This window comes from Alkalicoccobacillus porphyridii (assembly GCF_007293315.1).
GTDB lineage: Bacteria > Bacillota > Bacilli > Bacillales > Bacillaceae_D > Alkalicoccobacillus > Alkalicoccobacillus porphyridii.
The window spans coordinates 45,173-66,962 of the sequence record NZ_VLXZ01000016.1 but is presented as its reverse complement, the minus strand read 5'-3'; the positions used below and the strand labels follow the sequence as shown (position 1 = coordinate 66,962).

The window sequence follows — 21,790 nt, the reverse complement described above, 5'->3', positions numbered from 1 at the left end:
AAGCGGAGGAAGGATATAAGACCACGCTCTCTTTAAGCGGGCAGATTCCTTTTAGTGAGGCTGATCTACTTTCTCTTCATTTAATAATGCTAACGGTTTCTTGGCCGGGCCTTCTAGTACTTCACCTTTATAAGAGAAACGAGAACCGTGACATGGGCAATCCCATGTTTGGTCGCCCTTATTCCAACCGACTTCACACCCGATGTGAGTGCATGTCGTGTCTACTACAAATAGTGTGCCTTCAGGATCGCGATAGGCGCCAGCTTTTTTCCCCTTATAATGCACCGCGGCTGCTTCACCTGCTTCTAAGCTTTGAATGCTCTGGTCATCAGGTTTTATCTTTCCTCTAAACAATTCCACAGCAACGTTACCATTTTCTTTAAGGAAGTTTCGGATACTTGGATCAGCATTTAAACGACTTGGCGCAAACACATGTTCATATGGATCCGAACCATGAAGAATAAGGTTTGCGAGTATTTGTCCAGCTACAGTACCTCCTGTCATTCCCCATTTACGATAGCCGGTTGCTACAAATAGATCAGTGTGCACGGGTGATAGACGCCCAATATAGGGAACGTGGTCAAGGCTGATTAGATCCTGAGCAGACCAGTTACTGATGACCTTAAAGGATGTGAAGTGCTTTTCCCCGTACTCCTTAAGCGTCTTATAGTAATAATCTGTATCATCTCCACCCTGACCGGCTTTATGACTTTCTCCACCTAATAAGACAGTTGTCGTATCTCCATTCGTGACAGACCGAAGAGAGCGGCTGGTCTGATCTACGCTTAAATACATCCCTCCTGGCCAAGGCTCTGAGATTTCTGCAGCGATTACATACGAGCGGTCAGCTTTTAGACGTGAAAAGTATAGCCCGCCTTTATCAACAAAAGGAAAATGGGAGGCGGCCACGATAGTGGAGGCTGTGACGGTTGCACCACTTTTTGTAATGACCTTAGGCTTCGCATCATGATTAATATCCATGGCAACGGTGTCTTCGTAAATCATCCCGCCTTGATTTTTAATGGACGAGGCAAGAAACGCTAAATATTTTAGAGGATGAAATTGTGCTTGATGTTCCATGAGAAGCCCGGCTTTAGCGGGAACTGAGATGGGTAATGATTCGACCCACTTGTGTGGGATGCCAAGGGTTTCGTACGCTTTTCTTTCTTTGTTTAACTTGTTTAACCCCTGCTCAGTATTGGCATACAGGTAAGCCTCTTCTGATTGGAAGTCACAATCAATTTGGTGAGTTTCAACCAGTTCTTTAATAAAAGATACCGCTTCTTGATTCGCTTTATAGTACAGCTTGGTTAAGCTAACCCCGATATGATTAATGAGCTCATCATAAATGAGGTCGTGCTGAGCAGTAATCTTTGCTGTTGTATGACCAGTTGTGCCCAGACCTATTTGATTTGCTTCAAGAACAGCTACTTTTTCACCTGCTTGAGTGAGTAAAAAAGCAGTGGTGAGGCCAGTTAGTCCACCACCTATAATTGCAGTATCCACCTCTATGTTTTCTGTGAGAGATGTGTATTCAGGCATGCTAATATCTGTTTGCCAAACGGTTTTATTTTCTTGATGATTATGTTCTAACACGATGCTGCCTCCCTATGTGTGTGGATAGTTTTAGTTTTGGCAAAATGTGTCCAAACCATGTATATATGATTCCATGTAATAAAATTTGAGGTTAAAAAGGGTGACAACCTTATCTGATCTTGATAAAGTTTTGAGTATCCAATCAGGTTTGGAAGGAAAGAAGGATAGCATAATGAAAAAATCAATTGAGAATTTAATGCTGTTTTCATGGGTCACTGCTTTTATAGCAACTTTAGGATCCTTGTATTTCTCAGAAATTCAGAGATTTGAACCGTGTAACTTATGTTGGTATCAGCGTATTCTGATGTATCCATTAGTCATTATTCTTCTTATAGGCATTATTCGAAAAGAAGCTAGCGCAAGTATTTACGCTGCTGCATTATCAGGAATTGGTTTATGTATATCGATTTATCATTATTCCATTCAAAAGCTTCCGGGTATTGAGGGAACAGGTCCTGGATGTGGAAGGGTTCCTTGTACAGGGGATTATATTAATTGGTTTGGGTTTATCACAATTCCATTCTTAGCAGGAACGGCATTTCTGATGATATTTATTACAAGTTTATTGATTATAAAAAGAAACAGGGGTTGAGATAGATGAAAAAAGTCATTATTTTCGGTGGGATTATTGTTATCGTATTTGGTTTGCTTGCAGCATTATCGATCGCAAGTAATAATCAAAAAATGGAGAACGCATCTGATAATCAATTTGGCAAGGATGCAAGTGAACTAACTCCTGCAACAATGGAGATCGTCGATGATCCTAATTATCAAAATGCAATACTACCTGATGAGCTTCAGGAAAGATTAGATAATGAAGAAAGCTTTACCGTGTATTTTTATGCTTCTGATTGCCCGCACTGTAGAGAAGCCACACCAAGAATCAATGAGATTGCTGATGAATTAGGTGAGGATATTCCTCAATATAATTTACGTGAATTTGAGCAGGGCTGGGCAGATTATAATATAGATTCCACACCAACGCTTGTGCATTATAGCAATGGGGTAGAAGCACAAAGAGTGGTGGGAGCGGCAGAAAATGAAATCTACGAGCGCTTCCTCACAGAATATCCATCTGAATAATAAATAAAAAGGTCTGTGAGACTTCACTCTCTCATAGGTCTTTTTTTATTAAATGCTCCAATTACATTACTTGCAGATTCAAAAGGTTGAGTAAGGATATCTGTGAACATCTTTTTGACCTCCTTTGTTGTCGGATTCTTAAAAGAGCGAGATGTTTTTTTTATTTTGGGGCAGGATAAGTATGGTAGCTGATCTACCAGTAAAAAAATCAACGCCATTGATTTAGCGACTGAGCCATGGTATGATTATGAATGGAAAAAAAACTATAAGCGCCTTAGTATGTAGGCGACACATATATTCAGGCAGACGACCATATCCAGGTTGTTAAGGGGTATGGTCTTTCTGCGTAATAATTTGAACGTCTCAAAGTGAGATGAAAAGGCTGACTAACGTGTCACCATCTGAAGGGTGCCCTAAAGGAGATTTGTCATTTGGCAACATTTTATGATTTTAATCTGAGCGAGCAAGTAGTTCAGGCAGTAACAGGTATGGGATTTGACCAGGCTACACCAATCCAAGAAGCGACCATTCCAAAAGCATTAAAAGGAATGGACATTATTGGTCAAGCACAAACAGGAACAGGGAAAACGGGAGCATTTGGTGTACCCTTAGTAGAAAGAATTAACATTGATAAGCGTGAAGTTCAAGGATTGGTTATTGCACCAACTCGTGAGCTTGCTAATCAAGTAGCTGAGTCATTAATTAAGTTTGGCCGTAAAAAGGGTGTACGCACAGTGGTGGTGTACGGTGGTCAAGATATGCGTAAGCAAATCCGTGACTTAAAACAAAATCCACACATCGTGGTAGCAACACCAGGTCGTTTAATGGATCACATGCGTCGTAAAACGATTCTTCTTGATCAAGTGGATACAGTTGTACTTGATGAAGCGGATGAGATGCTTAACATGGGATTCATTGAAGATATTGAGACCATCTTGAAGGAAACGCCATCTGAGCGTCAAACACTTCTTTTCTCAGCAACAATGCCTAAGCGTATTGAAAAGCTTGCTACAACGTTTATGGACTCACCAGAAGTCATCGCCGTTAAATCAAAAGAAGTAACGATGGAGAATATTGAACAGCAATATATTGAGTTGTATGAGCGTGAGAAATTTGACGCGTTAACGCGCTTAATTGATATTCAAGTTCCAGACTTAGCGATTGTTTTTGGTCGCACAAAGCGCCGTGTAGATGAGCTTTCTGAAGCATTAATCAAACGTGGCTATCGTGCTGAAGGAATTCATGGTGACTTAAACCAAGCAAAACGTGACAGCGTGCTACGTAAGTTTAAAACGGGTTTAATTGATGTTCTAGTAGCTACAGATGTTGCAGCACGTGGACTAGACATCAGTGGAGTATCACACGTTTACAACTTCGACCTTCCACAGGATCCTGAGAGCTATGTACACCGTATTGGACGTACTGGTCGTGCAGGACGTTCTGGAATCGCAGTTACATTTGGTACACCTCGTGAAAGAGATCATATCAAAGCGATTGAACGCGTATCTAAAAAGAAAATGGTTCGACACAGCGCGCCAACTCTTGAGCAAGCCATTGAAGGTCAACAAAAGCTTGCGATTGAACAGCTTCGCGAAGTAACTGAAAAAGACAGCGCTGAGTTTTATCGTGACGCTGCTGAAGAGCTTCTGAAGGATGCGGATGCAACAACAATTTTGTCAGCTGCATTAAAGCTATTAACAAAAGAGCCAGACTCTACACCAGTTCGCTTAACTGATGAAGCGCCTCTTCGTTCGAAGAAACCTCGTCGTGATGGTGGTGGTAGCGGTGGTAGATCTCGCTATCGTCAAGATGACCGTCGTCGTCAAGGTGGACGTGGCGGAGATAATCGTGGTGGAGGACGCCGTGAATACCGCGGTGGTAGCCAAAGTCAAGGTCAAGGACGTAAACCAAAGAAGCACGCTTATAATAAGTAAAAACACGAACGCATGCGAGGTTCAATTGGACCTTGCATGCGTTTTTTTTTGCATGAAGGAAAAACGTATGAACTTTTTTATTTAATTTGAACTTTATTAGCATTTACTAACAAATACTTCTTGTATTACAATAGAAAGGGTCTGGAGATTACTGTTCATTCGATCATATCTAATGGAACAGAACCATACATATTGTAGAGTTGCGCCTTCATTTCATATTCTGGTATTTTAAATTTATTTCATTAGTCTAAGGATGGGGACTATAGTGAACGCGCTCCACTACGCATTTATTGTTTGTGAATAAATTCAAAAGAAAAAGGGGTTATCAACGTATGAAACGTACGGCAGAATTAGTACTAGGTATTATCGGTAGTGTCCTAATCTTACTAGGTGTCATCATGATGTTTGCATTTAATTCAGTTGCTGGCACTGGGGAATTTCAAGATGTATTAAATGAAGAGCTCCAAAATGACCCGCAATTAAGCGCAGAGGAAGCTGATATGGTTGGAGATGTGATTGAAGGTATGTCCTCAGTTGTTTCATTATTAACTGTCGCCTTTATCATTTCTTTAGTTCTTGGAATTGTTGCTACTATTTTAGTTAAGAAAAAGGCAAAACTAGCTGGAGTCTTATTTATAGTTGGTGGTGTAGCTGGCTTAGCCTCTATCGTTCCGGCCATTTTATTTGTTATCGCTGGAATTATTGCTCTCGTGCGAAAAGTACCAAAAGAGCAAGAGCAACCGATTGAAACAGTGTAACTTAAAAAGTACATCTTTTTGCGTAAGCTCATCCACTTCAATGGATGAGCTTATATCATTTGTTTAGAAAGCGAGAGGAGTCGGGACAGCAGTGAATCGGACGACTGAAATTGTTTTAGGTACGGTAGGAAGTACACTACATCTTATTTGTACAGTCATTGCATTTATGGTTTATCGATTCATCTTTTCTCTGAATGCTGACCTCCAAGAAACGAATCAACAGTTTATTGCTGATCATGGCATTTGGCAAGAAGGTGGATATTACTTTAATGGAGTGAATCTATTTTTATCCTTAATGCTGATGATTTATATTGGGTCTCTTGTCCTTGGTATAATAGCTACAGTGTTTGTAAAGAAACGCACGATAATGGCGGGCGTATTTTTTTTAATAAGCGGAGTTATTAGTTTAGTAACCTTCATTCCAGCGATATTATATATCATTGCCGGGGTAATGGCACTCGTTCGTAAACCGACGCCCAAACAACTAAATTCATAAATGAAATTTTTGGTAGGTGATTCTAATGAATTACCTACCTAAGGAATATTTAGAAAAATCATTTTATGCAGATAAAACGCTTTCACTGTTGTGGCAGGTGGATTTGCTTACTTTTACCAGGATATTTCTTTGTCAGATAATCTTACATACGAATTGCAATCAACTCGCTAGAATCATAAAGTAAAAGATAACAAGATTGTGTTAAAAAAGATTACATGAAAAGGAAGTGTGTGGGGATGTCGGTAAATGCACCAACTAGAGAAAGCATTATAGAGACAATTAAGGAAACAATCGAGAAGAAGAATGTTGAATTATTGCACATGCAGTTTGTAGACTTAGAAGGTACATTAAAGCACGTTACCATTACAGCGGAACAGTTAGATCAGGCAGTTAATGGAGAAACGATGTTTGATGGCTCATCCATTACAGGGTTCACGCCTATCAATCAGTCTGACTTATATCTTGTTCCAGATATCACTACTTTTGCTGTTCTGCCTTGGACAGAAGAGGAAGGATACTCGGAAGCACGCTTCCTGTGTAGTGTAAAAAAGCCTGATGGGTCCGATTTCGAAGGAGATCCTCGAAATGTATTAAAAAAGACAGTGAAGAGAGCAAAGGATCAAGGTTACTCTATCAGTGTCGGACCTGAGCTTGAATTTTTCTTATTTGAAACGGACGAATATGGCCTTCCAACACAACGTACTCAAGATGTGGGTGGATACTTTGAGCCCTCTCCAAAGGATGACGGGGAAAAAGTACGTCTAGCTATCTATAAGGCGTTGAAAATGCTTGGATTTACAATTGAGGCTTCACACCATGAAGTAGCAGTAGGTCAGCATGAAATTAACTTTAAATATGCAGATGCCCTTGCTTCCGCAGATGCGGCAACAACGTATAAATGGGTAGTAAAAACAGTGGCTAAGCAGTTTGGCTTACATGCCACGTTTATGCCAAAACCACTTGCTGGAGCAAACGGAAATGGTATGCATGTAAATATGTCTTTATTTAATGATGAGAAGCAAGAAAACTCATTCTACGATGAGTCTGATAAGCTTGGTCTTTCTTCAACGGCTTACAGCTTTATCGGTGGGCTCATTGATAATGTAAAAGATTTTGTCGCAGTGACAAATCCACTTGTTAACTCTTATAAACGTTTGGTGCCTGGTTATGAAGCGCCTTGCTACATTGCATGGTCAGCGTCTAACCGCTCTGCATTAATTCGAATTCCAGCAACACGTGGTCCAGGAACTCGCGTTGAGATTCGCTGTCCGGATCCATCTGCTAACCCATATCTTGCGTTTGCAGTGATTGCATCTGCTGGTTTAGATGGAGTAGAACGTGATCTTACAGCTCCTGCTTCTGTAGATGCTGATATCTTCAGCATGACTCCTGAAGAAATTGAAGAGCGTGGTATTGATAACCTGCCAACAAGCCTTGAGCAAGCGCTAGACCGTTTCGAAACTGGAAAAATCGGCGAACTTACTTTAGGTGAACATGCATTTAATGAATATTTAGGATTAAAACGTGGCGAGTGGGATGAATTCCGCATGACCGTTCATGACTGGGAAGTATCTGCTTACCAATCTAAATTCTAATACAACAACAACTAATCAAAACCTTCTGCAGCTATGCAGAAGGTTTTTTGATGTGGATAGAATAAAGAAAGATGGTATACATCGTGAAAAGCGCCAAATACATCGCTTCCCCACTCCCGAAGCCAGTCTCCAATAAAAAATCCAAACAATGAAGTCTTATCTCATTGTTTGGATTTTTCTTTTTTAGGTATAGGTTCCGTTAAAAGCTCCGTGACTGACTGATCCTACATACTGGTTTAATGGGACACCGTGTTTGATGGCAACTGTCACAAATTGTTTTGCTTTAGCAATGGCTTCATGTACCGCTGTGCCTTTAGCTAGTTCTGCAGTGATTGCTGCAGCAAAGGTGCATCCTGCGCCGTGCGTGTTGCTTGTATCAATTTCTTCAGATTCAAGAAGGTGCATCTTCTCGCCGTCGTAATAGACGTCAATCGCTTGAGGATGGTCTAACTTGCTCCCGCCTTTAATAACGACGTGCTTAGCGCCTGATTCATAGATCGCGGCTGCGGCTTCTTTCATTTGCTCCAAGGTTGTGATTGCGCCGCTACCTGTTAGCTGTGAGGCTTCAAATAGATTAGGTGTAACGACATACGCTTTTGGAACAAGAACTTCACGTAGGCATGAATCCGTTTCAGGGTTTAGAGCCTCATCCGCCCCTTTACATACCATAACCGGGTCCACAACGAGTTGATTAATATTGTACTGATCTACTTTTTTGGCAACTAGCTCAATAATGTCGATAGAGCCAAGCATACCTGTTTTAGCTGCATCAATGCCAATGCCGGCTAAGACGGTTTCTATTTGTTTTTCAGTAATGGCAGGATCCATTGGAAAAACTTCATGAGCCCAATTAGAATGGGGGTTTTGTGCCACGATCGTGGTTAAAGCATTCATACCGTAGACGCCTAACTCCTGGAAGGTTTTTAGGTCGGCTTGGATGCCTGCGCCGCCACTTGTATCTGATCCAGCGATGGTTAATGCTTTGTATCGTTTCATATCACATGACTCTCCTTATACTATATTCTATCTTCATTATACTAAAGTGAGACGATGATTGAAAATGCAAGACTTCTAAAACATGAGAATACTCAATTTTTTGTAAGGGATTTCTGGAAAAAGCTGAAGAAGATTGCAAGGATAACCGATAATAAAAAGAAGAAATCTAATCTTTTTGCATGTCTGTAAATTTTCGTCATAGGGAGTGGAAGGTACTTGAAAAGTGTTCGGGGGAAATTATTAAGAATTTTTTCAATTATAATTATTCTATTTTTGGGATTCTCTATTTATAGTGTAGGGACCTTGTACGTTTCGAACGATCGAATGGATCAGATGCAAACGACAGAATTTCCGTTGCTATTAGCTAAAGAACGTATGGCTTATAATATTACTGATAGACTAGCTGCTTCGAGGGGGTATGTCCTTTTTGGAGAAGGCGACTATCTAGAACAATTTAATATCTTAACGGAGGAGGCTTATGCCTTAGAGGAAGAGCTCCTAGCCTTATCGGGTAATAATGAAGAACTTATTGATTCTTTAGAGTATACAAAAGCATGGGAAGGCGTCCTAACGAACGAAGTATTTCCAATGTTTCAAAATGGGAGTGTGGACCTAGCGCGGTCCATGATGAATCTCCGTTCCACACCGATTGCTCGTAATCTTACTACGCAATTCCAGGAGATGTCTGAAGCTGAGCGAGAAGCGATGGCAGCAAGCATTGCAGCCAACCAGCAAGCAGGCGTGCAGCTCCAGTGGGTTGTTATTGCTATAGCCAGTATATTGACTGTGGCCATGATTATTTTTGCTCTGCGTTTATCTGCCTCTATATCTAATCCATTAAAACGATTAGTAAAAGAAGCTGACCTCATTAGTGAAGGCGACTTAACTGGTGAACCGATTTTAATAAAATCAAAGGATGAGCTCGGGAATTTAGCCGAGTCCTTTAATAAAATGAAAGAATCCTTACGCAGTCTAATTGGAACGACGGCAAGTATGTCTGAAAATGTGGCAGCTACGGCTGAACAGCTCTCTGCAAGCTCGGAGGAGACCTCTGCGGCTACAAATCAGATTGCCGGGACGATTCAAACATTAACGACTTCTGCTGAGTCTAATTCGGTTTTATCTAAAAACAGCCTAGAAGCTTCTTCTGCCATGGCAAAAAGTGTAGAGAGTATAACACTAGCTACAGCATCTGCTACTGAAGCCTCGATGCAAATGGAAGAGCGTTCTGAATTAGGTCAGAAATTAATTGAACAAGCAGTTGATCAAATTGAAGATATTCGTCACACGGTAGGGAAAACAGCAGAGGTTATGGGGCAGCTTGATAAGCGCTCAAAGGATATAGGAGACATCTTAGAGCTCATTACCTCGTTATCCGAACAAACCAATCTGCTTGCTCTTAACGCTGCTATTGAGGCTGCACGAGCAGGTGAGCACGGAAGAGGCTTTGCTGTTGTAGCTGATGAAGTTAGAAAGTTGGCGGAGGAATCCAAATCATCTGCTGGTGAGATTGAGCGCATGATTCAAGCCATTCAGAAAGATGCAAAGACCGCTGCCCTGGAGATGCAAAAAGGTACGGAGGAAGTACAGGAAGGCACAGCCATGATGAGAGAAGTAGGTACATCTTTTGAGGAGATTAAAGAGGCTATTTCACTTGTTAATAAGGAAATGCTAGCTGTATCCACGGCGACACAAGGTATAGCCAGAGAAACACTTTCATTAAATGAACATATTACTGAAGTAAATGCTGCTTCAAAGTCTAATTTGGAAAGCACGGAGGAAGCCGCGGCTAGTACAGAGGAACAGCTTGCAGCCATGCAAGAGGTAGCTGCATCCGCTGAAGTTTTAACTGAGCTTGCTAACAGTCTTTTAGACGAGGTTTCGAAGTTTAAAGTGAACTCCGCACAGGTTTTTAAACCTCAAATAGATGAGTGGGAAAGTGCTACTGAAGAAGATTCTGATCATACGGATAACGTAGAGGAGTCATTTGCGACTTCTGAAATGGAAGAGAAGTCAGAAGAAGTATTAGAAGAAGATGTGACGAACAGAAAATCATCTTAATCGATTAACCCGAGTGGTCTTTTGACTGCTCGGGTTTTTCTTTACAAAGCCTTTACAAAAATGCAAAACAAACAGCCTAGAGCTACAGGGTCTAATTACCTATTATAAAAGGAGGTGTCTAAATAGGAGGGAGCGAGCCATGAATAGTGTAAAAAGTAAATTACTGATTGTCTTCGCCATGATTACGACATTATTTCTGTTATTTGCTGCATACAGTAGCTGGAATGCGCATCAGACAAACCAGAATATCCAACAAATTAATCAAAGTTAGCTACCATTGCTCTCAGCTAAGGAACAGATGGCTTATAATATTGCAGATCGGCTGGCTCTTTCGAGAGGTTACTTATTGTTTGACGACCAAGAATATCTTGAAAGGTTTAAAGAAGTTAGTCTAGAGAGTCAAGAAATAGCAGAGGTTGTAACTCAGCATTCAAATGAAGAGGCGTTTATGAATGCAATGGTTCAAGCGAAGGAATGGGAGGACGTCTTAACCTTTCAGGTGTTTGGTCTAATGGTTGATGAGGAGTTTGAACTGGCCACTCGAATTATGGACGAACGGTCAACGCCAATTGCAAATGAGATGATGCAAACCTTTCAGCAGTTAGCAGAAGAAGAGCGACTATCCATCACAGCGAGCATTGAATCTATAGTCAAATCTGGAGAGCGTCTTCAGCTAATTACTTACATTATGGCTGCTACAGTAGTGTTAATTATTCTTTGGTTATCGTTTCACATCTCCACACTGATATCTAGCCCATTAGCTCATCTTGCCAAGGAAGCCAATACCATTGCCGGCGGAGACTTACGCGGGAAGCCAATTCAGATCAAATCAAGAGATGAGATAAGTGTGGTCTCTCATTCGTTTAATAAAATGCGTGGTGCTTTAAAAGGTTTGATTGGTTCAACTGCTCGAATGGCCGTCGATGTGACTCAAACTGTACATACGCTTTCCCTAAAATCAAAAAAAACAGCACAATCTGTAAGAGAGATTTCAACCGTTCTACGCGAGCTTTCAAATGCAGCAGAACAAAACTCAACCTTAACAGCTAAAAGTTTAACTGCAGCACAAGCTGTAAACAGCACGGTATCCTCTATTAGCACTGCTGTTGCAACGGCAACTACCGCAGCAAAGCAAATGGATCAGGAAGCGGAGGAAGGTCGAAACTTAGTTCAGCACGCCATGAATCAATCATCTATTATTGAGCAGACCGTCTATAGTAAAGCTGAATCCATGAGGAATCTAAATCACCGCTCACAGGAAATCGGGAAGATTGTTACCCTAATGGAGGATCTCTCGGAACAAATTGGTTTATTGGCTCTCAATGCCGCTATTGAAGCAGCGAGAGCAGGTGATTATGGGAGAGGCTTTGCCGTAGTGGCAAAGGAAGTTCAAAAGCTTTCAGAGCAATCAAAGGTCTCGGCAGGTCAAATTGGTCATCAAATCGATTCGATTCAAGTGGAAACGAAGCAAGCTGTAGATAAAATAGAAAAAAGTAGAAAAGAGGTATCGGCTGGAACAGTAGTGATGAACAAAGTGGTGCACTCGTTTGAACAGATAAACACGACCGTTCAAAAGGTTTATACACAAATGGAGGGTGTGTCGAATTCTACGGTTTCTATTTCTAAAGATATGGAGCAGCTCTTTACTCAAATGGAATCAGTAAATGACGCTTCTGTAAACAATGTAATGCAATCAAAACAAGCGGTCACGTTAACAAATGATCAGCTTTTAATTATTCAGGATATGGAAAAATCAACAATTGTATTAACTCAGCATTCAGAAGCACTGGAGGGGGAACTAGCAAAATTCCAGCTTCCTCAAAAAAAGACTGGCTAAATATAAATTTTTATGTATAATTATCTAGGGGTGTTTAGGTTTTAGGAACATTATCTGACAATCCTTCTAAATAATTTAAGGGGTATATATATATGAACTCATTACAAGAGCCAAGTTATTTTTCAGTTCGGAACTTATTAGTTTTTTTAATTCCTTCTTTGATTGGTATTTTCTTATTTATGGTGCCGCTAGAGGGTGAAGACGGAATTACGTTACCCGTAGCTTATTTAGCAGAAGTGCTTAGTAATCTATTAGGTAATGCGATGCCAGTAATTCTATTAAGTGTTCTATTAATCTCTGCAATCGCAACCATGATTATTTCTATTTCAAAACCCGTTTTTATTATGCAAAGTGCTTTCTTAAAGAGATTGTTTGTTGTTGGACCTCTTTGGGTTGTTATTCGCTTGCTTGGAGCCATTTTTGGACTTATGACATACCTTCAATGGGGACCAGAAGCAGTGTGGGGAGATTACACGGGTACCATTGTGTATGATGATTTACTACCAATTCTATTTGCTGTCTTTTTGTTTGCCGGTCTTTTGCTCCCATTACTATTGAATTTTGGTCTGTTAGAGCTTTGTGGTGCTTTGCTAAACAGACTAATGAGACCTTTGTTTAAATTACCTGGACGTTCTTCAGTAGACTGTTTGGCATCTTGGATGGGAGACGGAACGGTTGGAGTCCTACTAAGTAATCAGCAGTATGAACAAGGACACTATACTAAGCGTGAGGCAGCCATTGTATCGACTACCTTCTCTGTAGTCTCCATTACGTTCACCATTGTTATCCTATCGTATGTAGAACTTCAACATATGTTCTGGCAATACTATGGAACGATTGTCCTTGCTGGCTTAGCCGCAGCGATCATTTCACCTCGGATTCCGCCACTATCGAGAAAAAAGGATACTTACATTGATCATTCTACATCTGAGGATGAAGTGTTTCCGAAAGGGACAAATTTATTAGCGGTTGGTTTTAATCGTGCAATGAAAGTTTCTTCAAAAACAACGAACCCAATGGCTCATGTGAAAAACGGGCTGCAAAACGTGTTGGATATGTGGCTGGGAGTTATTCCGGTTGTTATGGCTATCGGAACATTGGCATTAATTGTAGCAGAGCTTACTCCATTTTTTACATGGGTGGGTGCTCCGTTTGTACCGCTACTTGAGCTAATGCAGGTGCCAGAGGCTGCAGCTGCAGGGCAAACAATGGTCATTGGCTTTGCAGATATGCTTTTACCAGCACTACTTGCTGGTGGAATTGAAAGTGAAATGACTCGTTTTATCATTGCTTGTTTGTCAGTGACGCAATTAATTTACTTATCTGAGACTGGCGGCTTACTATTAGCGTCTAAGCTACCTGTTAATTTTCTTGATTTAGTGCTTATCTTTTTGATTCGTACAATCATTACATTACCTATCATTGTTATGATGGCACATATTTTCTTTTAAAATATATTAGTAGCGAAGTGGCTTTGAGGGACAGACCTCGAAGCCACTTTTTCATTTGCATCACATGATATACTGAAGAAACAATGGAAATAAAAGAGGTGTCAGCACAACATGAGTGTTCTGCATAATTCGTGGAATGATTTAGTGGGAGAGGAATTTAATAAGCCCTATTATTTAAAACTTCGGGAAGTTTTAAAGGATGAATATTCTAATCAGACAGTGTACCCACCGATGCATGATTTATTTAATGCCCTGCATTTTACCGATTATCCGGACGTGAAAGTTGTCATAATTGGACAAGATCCATACCATGGCCCTGGACAAGCGCATGGTCTAAGTTTCTCTGTGCAGCCGGATGTGAAGGTCCCGCCTTCGCTAAAAAATATATATAAAGAGCTTCAAACCGATCTAGGAATAACCCCTCCAACTCACGGTTATTTAGAGCCATGGGCAAAACAAGGAGTGTTAATGCTTAATACAGCTCTCTCCGTCCGCAAAGGTGAACCAGGCTCACATCGGGGGCTAGGCTGGGAGCATTTCACAAATAAGGTCATTGATTGTTTGAATGAGCGTGAAGAGCCTGTTTGTTTTCTGCTTTGGGGAAGACATGCAGGAGAAAAGGGAGAAAGAGTCACCAACTCAAGGCATCTAATACTAACAGCCCCTCACCCAAGTCCTTTCTCTGCGTACAAAGGCTTTTTTGGGAGTCGCCCATTCTCAACCATTAATACATGGTTAACGGAACAAGGAATGGAACCCATTCAATGGGAACTCACATAACAGGAAAGTGGTACAAAGGGGGGCTTGTCATTGTATAAGCTGATATATATTTTATCCGCGCTGATGTGCGGATGGGTCTTTAATGCACTACAGGTTCCTGCAGGCTGGTTGTTAGGAGCGCTTATCTTTGGCATTGTTTGCTCATTTGCAATCAAAAAAATCATCTTTTCTAGATCTTACTTTTCTTTTGTGTTGGCAATCATCGGGACTAATATTGGCTTTACCGTGATATTAGAGCGGTTTGTTACATATGGGGGATTGATCATCCCTTTGTTGATTTCTATTTTCATTACCATATTTCTTGGAATGTTGCTCGGGAAATATTTTCAGAAGTGGTCTGGACTTAATGCAAATACGGCCTTTTTTTGCTGTTTGCCGGGGGGAGCTTCAGAGGTCATCGCCGTAAGTGAGCAATATGGTGCCGATCAACGTATAGTCGCCGCCTTTCACACAACCAGAATCACTTTGTTTGTCATGATTATTCCGCTTATAGCAGGACTTTTTTCAAATGGTCGCAGTGACTTAACAATCAGCCAACCCGCTCTGTCGATCACAGGCTGGATCGTTGTTATCCTCACGGTGGGAGTTGTCGCTCTACTCTCTATGCAACTCGGGGGACGCATCCCCTTTCCGGGAGCAATCATTTTTGTCAGCATTGGTTTAGGCTTCGCTGCTCATACGTGGGTCATCCCGCAATACTCAATGCCCTCACTCATTCCAGGTATTGCTCAAGGATTAATGGGAGCCGTACTCGGAATGCGATTCGACCGTGAGACCCTTTCCGAGCTTTTAAGAATTGGAAAAGTCAGCGCACTGGCTATGCTTCTATATTTTGTCGGCAGCCTATCACTAGCAGCTCTCTTCTTTTTCGTCACAAGCATCTCCTTTAGCGAGTCTATGCTCGGCATTGTTCCAGCAGGAGCAGCTGAAATGGCAGCCACCGCACTCTCACTGCAGTTGGATTCAACCCTCGTCGCCACTCTGCAGATGCTGAGAGTACTAAGTTTGTTTGTCGCGTTGCCTTTTTTAATAAAGTGGTTTGCTAAGCCCGTGGAATCGACTTAGGACTGCAGAATTGAGAAGATGAAGCATGGGCAAGAGGAAAAACCTGCATACCAAGAGGAACGGACGATTTAGCAAGAAGCCAGAGCTCATAGCAAGAAGAAAAGCCTGCATACCAAGAGAAACCGACGATTTAGCAAGAAGCCAGAGCCCATAGCAAGAAGAAAAGCCTGTATATCAAGAGGAGCGGGGCATATAGCAAGAAGCCAGAGCTCATAGCAAGAAGAAAAGCCTGCATATCAAGAGGAGCGGGGCATATAGCAAGAAGCCAGAGCTCATAGCAAGAAGAAAAGCCTGCATACCAAGAGGAGCGGGGCATATAGCAAGAAGCCGGAGCTCATAGCAAGAGGAAAAGCCTGCATAGCAAGAGGAGCGGAGCATATAGCAAGAAGCCAGAGCTTATAGCAAGAAGAAAAGTCTGCATACCAAGAGGAGCGGGGCATATAGCAAGAAGCCAGAGCTCATAGCAAGAAGAAAAGCCCGCATACCAAGAGAAGCGGATGATATAGCAAGAAGCCAGAGCTCATAGCAAAAGGAAAAGCCTGCATACCAAGAGGAACGGTGCATATAGCAAGAAGCCAGAGCTCTTACCAAGAGATAAAGCCTGCATACCAAGAGAAGCGGACGATGTAGCAAGAAGCCGGAGCTCATAGCAAGAGAAAAAGCCTGCATACAAAGAGGAGCGGGGCATTTAGCAAGAAGCAAAGGCTTATACCAAGAAGAAAAGCCCGCATACCAAGAGAAGCGGACGATATAGCAAGAAGCCGGAGCTTATAGCAAGAGGAAAAGCCTGCATACCAAGAGAAGCGGACGATATAGCAAGAAGCCGGAGCACTTAGCAAGAAGAAAAGCCTGTATACCAAGAGAAGCTGGAGATATAGCAAGAAGCCAGAGCTGCACCAAGAAGAAAAGCCCGCATACCAAGAGGAGCGGAGCATTTAGCAAGAAGCAAAGGCTCATACCAAGAAGAAAAACTCGCATACCAAGAAAAGCAGAGCATTTAGCAAGAAGCAAAGGCTCTTACCAAGAGAAAAAGCCTTCATACCAAGAGAAGCGGACGATATAGCAAGAAGTCAGAGCTCTTACCAAGAGAAAAAGCCTGCATACCAAGAGGAGCGGGGCATATAGCAAGAAGCCAGAGCTCTTACCAAGAAGAAAAACTCGCATACCAAGAGAAACGGAGCATTTAGCAAGAAGCAAAGGCTCATATCAAGAAGAAAAGCCTACATACCAAGAGCAGCAGACGGTATAGCAAGAAGCAAACACCTTCACCAAGAGAAAACAAACCTTCTTCAATCCCTCTTCACTCTTAACCAAGAACCCCCACTACGGCCAGTGCACTGACCTTAGTGGGGGTTCTTCATTTATTGCAACATTTGATTTGATTTTGCTGTTGGCATTTGTACTGGTTGCGTAGCTGGTACGTATGCCTGGGTCATGGCTTGTGTGTCTTGGGCAGTCAGTTGTGGAACCTGGTAGTACCCGTGTTTATTTTGGTAAAGGAAAACCTCGTATGCCATTTCAATGTAGTTTGGAATGGTGTCTGCTAGCACGCGGCGGACAACGGGATTCGTAATTTCACATGCAGCCATTCCAATAAGAGAAGCTTCCGATTTCAATAGTCCAAGCATATGTGCTGATAACCCTGCTTCTTTTATCTCGTTTAGAGATTGGTTCGGTTTTTTTGGCTGTGATGGTTTGATTCCAAAGGTAACATCATGACTTTGGGTCATCTTGTAGACGCCAGTTGAACCAGAGGGTTTTTGACCTGTGCTGAAGGCTTCTACAATTAAATTGTATTGGCTTTCGATAAATGAATATTGACGGTCGAGCATCTCAATGAGCTCTTGATCCTTCATAAATGAACGGAACATCATATATTGATCCATCACGTTAATCATACCGGCAATGATCTCGTGACAGTCAAATAATTCGTGTCCGCCATGGTTCATTTTAGGTGGGACCTGAGCAGATTGAGTTTGGTTTGCTTGGTTTTGGTTCGGTAAGCTATTCATGAAAAGACGGCCTCCTTTTTATAAGGACATTATAGTCCATTCATTAATGTGTCTTAAAATTGAGTATACATACGATATTTTTTAATAAAAAATGAAAGCGCATTATCATGCGAGCGTACAAGGGAAAGTAAATATTCAGTTATTTCTGAAGAGTAGAAATAATGTTAGGTAATCTGCCATGGAAGTAGCGAAGCCTTTGTAGAAACGTATAATTAGGGGTGACAAGAGATGTCAACTATCTTTACGCAAGTAAAAGATTGAAAGGGGCGAAACGAACTTGAACGATCCTATTTTTCTTATGAATAATGTATGGTTAACGGTAGCTGCAATTTTAGTACTTTTTATGCAAGGTGGATTTATTTTACTTGAAGCTGGTTCAACACGAATGAAAAATGCGGGGCATATTGCTGGTAAAACTATTTTTACAGTGGGTATTGCATCCCTCGTGTTTTGGGCAGTAGGATATGGATTTATATATGGTGAAGGAAATGCAATTATTGGTTTATCAGACTTTTTCTTTGGAGATTTTACGAGCTTTGATGCAGAAGGAACAACTGGTTCGGTTGACTTCTTCTTTCAACTTACATTTGCAGCGATTGCTTTAACGATTGCTTTTGGTGGTTTTGCTGAACGTGGAAAGCTTGCAGCATATGTATTATTTGCCATCGCGTTCTCTGCAGTTGTGTATCCGCTTGTGGCACACTGGATTTGGAGTGATGCAGGCTGGTTATCATCACTTGGTAAACAAGATTTCGCAGGTTCAACCGTGGTTCACTTAACAGGAGCAATGGGAGCACTTGCTGCAACCATTCTACTTAAACCACGTCTTGGTCGTTTTAATAAAGATGGTACAGCTAATGAAATTTTTGGACATAACCAAGTGTTTACTGCACTCGGGGTATTGATCCTTTGGGTAGGTTGGTTTGGATTTAACGCAGGTAGTACGGGTGGAGTTGCAGATGGATTCTTCGGTTACGTTGCATTAAACACGCAGCTAGCTGCAGGTGCTGGTGCCATTGCTGCACTATTCATCGTATATGCTGTAACAGGTAAGTCAGATGTTCCGACAATGTTAAATGGTGCGTTGGCTGGTCTTGTAGCAATCACAGCATCTTGTGCCTTTGTTGCACCGTGGGCGGCTGTTATTATTGGTACAATTGGTGGATTAATTGTATTCTTCAGTATGAAGTTCTTTGATAAAGCAAGAATTGATGATCCGATTTTTGCTCTTTCCGTGCACGGTGTTGCTGGTGTCTGGGGTACGATTTCAACAGGATTCTTTGCTACACCTGAGCTAGCAGAAATGAATGGCGGCTTAGCAGGATTATTCTACGGTGGTGGATTTTCTCAACTAGGAGTTCAAATCATCAGTGTAGTTGCTTGTGGCGCGTTCGCCTTTATTGCTTCGTATCTTCTTCTACTAGGAATTAAAGCCATTCTTGGTGGACTTCGTGTTACCGAGGAAGAAGAGATTATGGGACTTGATATTAGTGAGCATGGTAGCTACGGCTATCCTGAGAATATGCAAGCTGAAGTAGACAAGAAAAAGACAGGTGCTTAAGGGAGGTCCTAATGAGTGGACTGCCTTCAAAAAAACAAGATGGTAATTGGCAGAGTCGATTAGACGAACTATACCAAAAACGTTTATCTGACATGAAGAACATTGAACCATCCATTCAAAAGGTTCACGAGCTCCATGAAAAGTTAACAAAAGAAACCATTCAGATTGCTATTGAAAAAACAGAAAGTGAGTGGGGAACGATTCCCACTCACTTTACTTTCTTTGTTATGGGTAGTGCAGGACGGGCGGAACAGCTCTATTGGAGTGATCAGGATCACGGTATTATCTATGATCAATCAGATGAAGACGAGGATCAAGATTTACAGTCTTATTTCTTAACTCTTGGAGAAAATATTGTGGAAGCTTTAGAGGCAGTAGGATACGAGCGATGCGATGGAAATGTGATGGCCTCAAATAAAAAATGGTGCAAATCAAGGGAGGATTTTGCCAAACAAATTAAAGGGTGGTTACGCGAGGATACGTGGGAGAACCTTCGCTATTTATTAACCTTTTATGATGGCAGAGTCGTTTGGGGTGAAGAGAATTATCTGTCTGAGCTTAAACACATCATTTTTGCTGAAGTAACTAACAATCCTGAGCTTCTTGACCGTTTTAAACATAACACTGGGCGTCTGCGTAACGGGATTGGCCTGTTTGGTCAACTACTTACAGAAACCTCGGGGAAATATAAGGGAACCTTTGATTTAAAGCAGCTTGCCCTATTTCCATACGTGAATGGCCTTAGGCTTTTAGCTATTAAGGAAGAGGTAGAAGCCGCTGAGACGTTATCGCGGTTTCAGCACATTTCAGATGAACACGATGCCATAAAAAAGCTAGAGCCTTCTTATAAGAAGTTGCTCGAGAAACGACTTTTATGGCAACAGTCTATTGATGACTATGACTTCATCCATCATCTTCAGGTTTCTAAGCTCTCTTCAGAAGAAAAGAAACAGCTTAAAGAATGGATTAAAGAGGGGAGAGAGCTTTACCATAAGATAGAAAAAGTCGTGGGGAGAGAGTAAATCCATTATGATGAACAATATGATTCAGCTTATGAAGCAGCTATCGACTAAATTAAGTCCTGGTATATATACATCGTCGCAGCAGCAATCTAGAGCGGATCAGTTGGCACATGTTCGTGAAATCCAGCGGCAATTAAAGCAGTATGATGTCATTGATCAACCACTTTTAACCCTTCCATTTGTAGTGTTTGATCTTGAAACCAGTGGATTTAATCCCGATGTGGGGGATAGTATTCTTTCAATAGGTGCTATCAAAATGAAGGGCGTAGAGATTAGAGAGGAACATACCTTTTATTCAACGGTGCAGCCCAAAAAGCAACCGTCTGAGGAAATTCTTGCTTTAACAGGGTTAACGAATGAAGAATTAGTTGCATCTCCAACACTTGCAGAAGTATTGCCTTCCTTTTATCAGTTTATGGGAGAATCCACTCTGGTGGCACATCATGCAAGTCACGAGAAACGATTTATGGCGCATGCCACGTGGCAAACGCTAAGGCTAACGTTTCAGCACAGACTAGTGGATACTTCTTTTTTGACGAGAGTGGTTGCGCCGGATGAGAATCTGGTAACGCTTGATGAGTGCTGTGCTTATTATCAAATTGAAACTCAAAATCGCCACCATGCGATGGCTGATGCAGTGCTTGCAGCTAAACTGTGGCGTTCTAATTTGTTGAAGGCTGAGGAGATGGGCTTTCGCACATTGCGTGATATCTATGTATATCTAGCTAAAGGGAAATGATGAGAATTCATCCACCTAAGATCAAAAAAAGAGGAGGAAAGGGTTGTGAGTCATGACATCCCGCCTAAACAAGCCTGTTTCCCGATACGAGTTGTCATGGAAATGACGGATTTAACTGCAAGACAAATTCGTTATTATGAGGAACAAGGGCTTGTGAAGCCTGATCGGAATGAAGGAAATCAGCGTATGTTTTCACTGTTTGATATTGAGCGGCTCAACATGGTAAAGGCTTATATTGAAAAAGGGATCAACATCGCTGGCATTAAAGCAATTATGTCTTCAGACGGTTGAGACTTAGACTACTCCTACAAGGGTAGTCTTTTTTTGTGATAAACTATGTATGAAAGAGGTGAGCCCCATGAACATTTCGGCAGAACGTGTCGTAACCAATATGGAAGAACAACTTAGGTTATTAAAGCAGGCCATCAATAATCAAGATCATCAAGCGGTGCGTGAATATACATCTGTAATAGAAGGCTATTGTCGCTTATTAAAGGACACCCCAAACCATTCACAAACCATACAGCCACCAGAACACACACCAAAACCAGCAGTCTCAACACCAGCACCAACTCCAACCACCCAAAACACAAGCGAAAAACCAGGAAGTCTGTTTGATTTTTAAAATACCTCTCTCTTATTTTGTGAAAGGGATTCATCTACAAAAGAGAGGACTCGATGGAGGCCGCTGAAAAACTATCTTTATAAGTCTGAGAACTTTCTTCAATTGTTTAAGTCAGAATGTTAGCGGAAGGAGAACCCGAAGACTCCTACGGAACAGAACGAGTCTGAAGACATTGAAGT

General features: G+C 41.5%; 20 protein-coding genes. 17 read left to right on the top strand and 3 right to left on the bottom strand.

All coding sequences use genetic code 11. The features are described 5' to 3' along the window. Positions 1-51 precede the first annotated feature (51 nt). Positions 52-1,542, bottom strand: coding sequence for an FAD-dependent oxidoreductase (locus FN960_RS18745; protein WP_143850410.1), 1,491 nt, complete (start codon positions 1,540-1,542; stop codon positions 52-54). Between the two features lie 226 nt (positions 1,543-1,768). On the opposite strand from FN960_RS18745, the gene FN960_RS18740 reads away from it, so the two are divergent. The 6 genes from FN960_RS18740 to glnA all read left to right on the top strand — a co-directional run bounded on the left by FN960_RS18740 (position 1,769) and on the right by glnA (position 7,462). Then, positions 1,769-2,188, top strand: a complete 420-nt coding sequence (locus FN960_RS18740; RefSeq protein WP_143850401.1) for a disulfide oxidoreductase — start codon at positions 1,769-1,771, stop codon at positions 2,186-2,188. Between the two features lie 5 nt (positions 2,189-2,193). Then, positions 2,194-2,679: a thioredoxin family protein gene (locus FN960_RS18735; protein WP_143850400.1), complete on the top strand. Its 486-nt coding sequence runs from the start codon at positions 2,194-2,196 to the stop codon at positions 2,677-2,679. A gap of 431 nt (positions 2,680-3,110) precedes the next feature. Continuing rightward, the gene (cshA, locus tag FN960_RS18730; protein ID WP_143850399.1) at positions 3,111-4,613 is read left to right on the top strand and encodes a degradosome RNA helicase CshA; all 1,503 of its coding nucleotides are present in this window, start codon (positions 3,111-3,113) and stop codon (positions 4,611-4,613) included. A 332-nt stretch (positions 4,614-4,945) separates the two neighbouring features. Next, entirely contained in the window at positions 4,946-5,371 is a 426-nt protein-coding gene (locus tag FN960_RS18725) for a DUF4064 domain-containing protein (protein WP_143850398.1), read from the top strand. Positions 5,372-5,462: 91 nt separating this feature from the next. Then, on the top strand, positions 5,463-5,867 hold the full coding sequence (locus FN960_RS18720; RefSeq protein WP_143850397.1) for a DUF4064 domain-containing protein: 405 nt from the start codon (positions 5,463-5,465) through the stop codon (positions 5,865-5,867). A gap of 236 nt (positions 5,868-6,103) precedes the next feature. Beyond that, complete coding sequence (gene glnA / locus FN960_RS18715) at positions 6,104-7,462, top strand: type I glutamate--ammonia ligase (protein WP_143850396.1); 1,359 nt, start codon at positions 6,104-6,106, stop codon at positions 7,460-7,462. Between the two features lie 183 nt (positions 7,463-7,645). Here glnA and pdxK read toward each other — a convergent pair whose 3' ends face one another. Beyond that, positions 7,646-8,458: a pyridoxine/pyridoxal/pyridoxamine kinase gene (pdxK, locus tag FN960_RS18710; RefSeq protein ID WP_143850395.1), complete on the bottom strand. Its 813-nt coding sequence runs from the start codon at positions 8,456-8,458 to the stop codon at positions 7,646-7,648. A 216-nt stretch (positions 8,459-8,674) separates the two neighbouring features. Between pdxK and FN960_RS18705 the strand changes: the two genes are divergently transcribed. From FN960_RS18705 to FN960_RS18685, 6 genes are all read left to right on the top strand, one after another. Then, entirely contained in the window at positions 8,675-10,519 is a 1,845-nt protein-coding gene (locus FN960_RS18705) for a methyl-accepting chemotaxis protein (protein ID WP_143850394.1), read from the top strand. A 139-nt stretch (positions 10,520-10,658) separates the two neighbouring features. Further along, a complete protein-coding gene (locus tag FN960_RS23255) occupies positions 10,659-10,790 on the top strand; it encodes a hypothetical protein (protein ID WP_260682066.1) in 132 nt (43 codons plus the stop codon). Positions 10,791-10,865: 75 nt separating this feature from the next. Then, the gene (locus tag FN960_RS18700) at positions 10,866-12,356 is read left to right on the top strand and encodes a methyl-accepting chemotaxis protein (RefSeq protein WP_185971108.1); all 1,491 of its coding nucleotides are present in this window, start codon (positions 10,866-10,868) and stop codon (positions 12,354-12,356) included. Positions 12,357-12,448: 92 nt separating this feature from the next. Then, the gene (locus FN960_RS18695) at positions 12,449-13,807 is read left to right on the top strand and encodes a YjiH family protein (protein ID WP_143850392.1); all 1,359 of its coding nucleotides are present in this window, start codon (positions 12,449-12,451) and stop codon (positions 13,805-13,807) included. 111 nt (positions 13,808-13,918) lie between these two features. Beyond that, a complete protein-coding gene (locus FN960_RS18690; RefSeq protein ID WP_143850391.1) occupies positions 13,919-14,587 on the top strand; it encodes a uracil-DNA glycosylase in 669 nt (222 codons plus the stop codon). A gap of 30 nt (positions 14,588-14,617) precedes the next feature. Next, positions 14,618-15,652 carry an AbrB family transcriptional regulator gene (locus tag FN960_RS18685; protein ID WP_260682065.1) on the top strand — a complete coding sequence of 345 codons (1,035 nt, stop codon included), beginning with the start codon at positions 14,618-14,620 and terminating at the stop codon, positions 15,650-15,652. 1,361 nt (positions 15,653-17,013) lie between these two features. Here FN960_RS18685 and FN960_RS18680 read toward each other — a convergent pair. Then, positions 17,014-17,664 (bottom strand): spore coat protein, encoded by a 651-nt coding sequence (locus FN960_RS18680; protein WP_143850390.1) that lies wholly within the window; start codon positions 17,662-17,664, stop codon positions 17,014-17,016. 298 nt (positions 17,665-17,962) lie between these two features. Here FN960_RS18680 and FN960_RS18675 point away from each other — a divergent pair, with 298 nt between their 5' ends. The 5 genes from FN960_RS18675 to FN960_RS18655 all read left to right on the top strand — a co-directional run bounded on the left by FN960_RS18675 (position 17,963) and on the right by FN960_RS18655 (position 21,611). Next, positions 17,963-19,225 (top strand): ammonium transporter, encoded by a 1,263-nt coding sequence (locus tag FN960_RS18675; protein WP_143850408.1) that lies wholly within the window; start codon positions 17,963-17,965, stop codon positions 19,223-19,225. 11 nt (positions 19,226-19,236) lie between these two features. Further along, positions 19,237-20,247, top strand: coding sequence for a DUF294 nucleotidyltransferase-like domain-containing protein (locus FN960_RS18670; RefSeq protein WP_143850389.1), 1,011 nt, complete (start codon positions 19,237-19,239; stop codon positions 20,245-20,247). 7 nt (positions 20,248-20,254) lie between these two features. Next, on the top strand, positions 20,255-20,986 hold the full coding sequence (locus FN960_RS18665; protein WP_143850388.1) for an exonuclease domain-containing protein: 732 nt from the start codon (positions 20,255-20,257) through the stop codon (positions 20,984-20,986). A 45-nt stretch (positions 20,987-21,031) separates the two neighbouring features. After that, on the top strand, positions 21,032-21,277 hold the full coding sequence (locus FN960_RS18660; protein ID WP_306461629.1) for a MerR family transcriptional regulator: 246 nt from the start codon (positions 21,032-21,034) through the stop codon (positions 21,275-21,277). 67 nt (positions 21,278-21,344) lie between these two features. Further along, positions 21,345-21,611, top strand: a complete 267-nt coding sequence (locus FN960_RS18655) for a YwdI family protein (protein ID WP_143850387.1) — start codon at positions 21,345-21,347, stop codon at positions 21,609-21,611. Positions 21,612-21,790 lie beyond the last annotated feature (179 nt).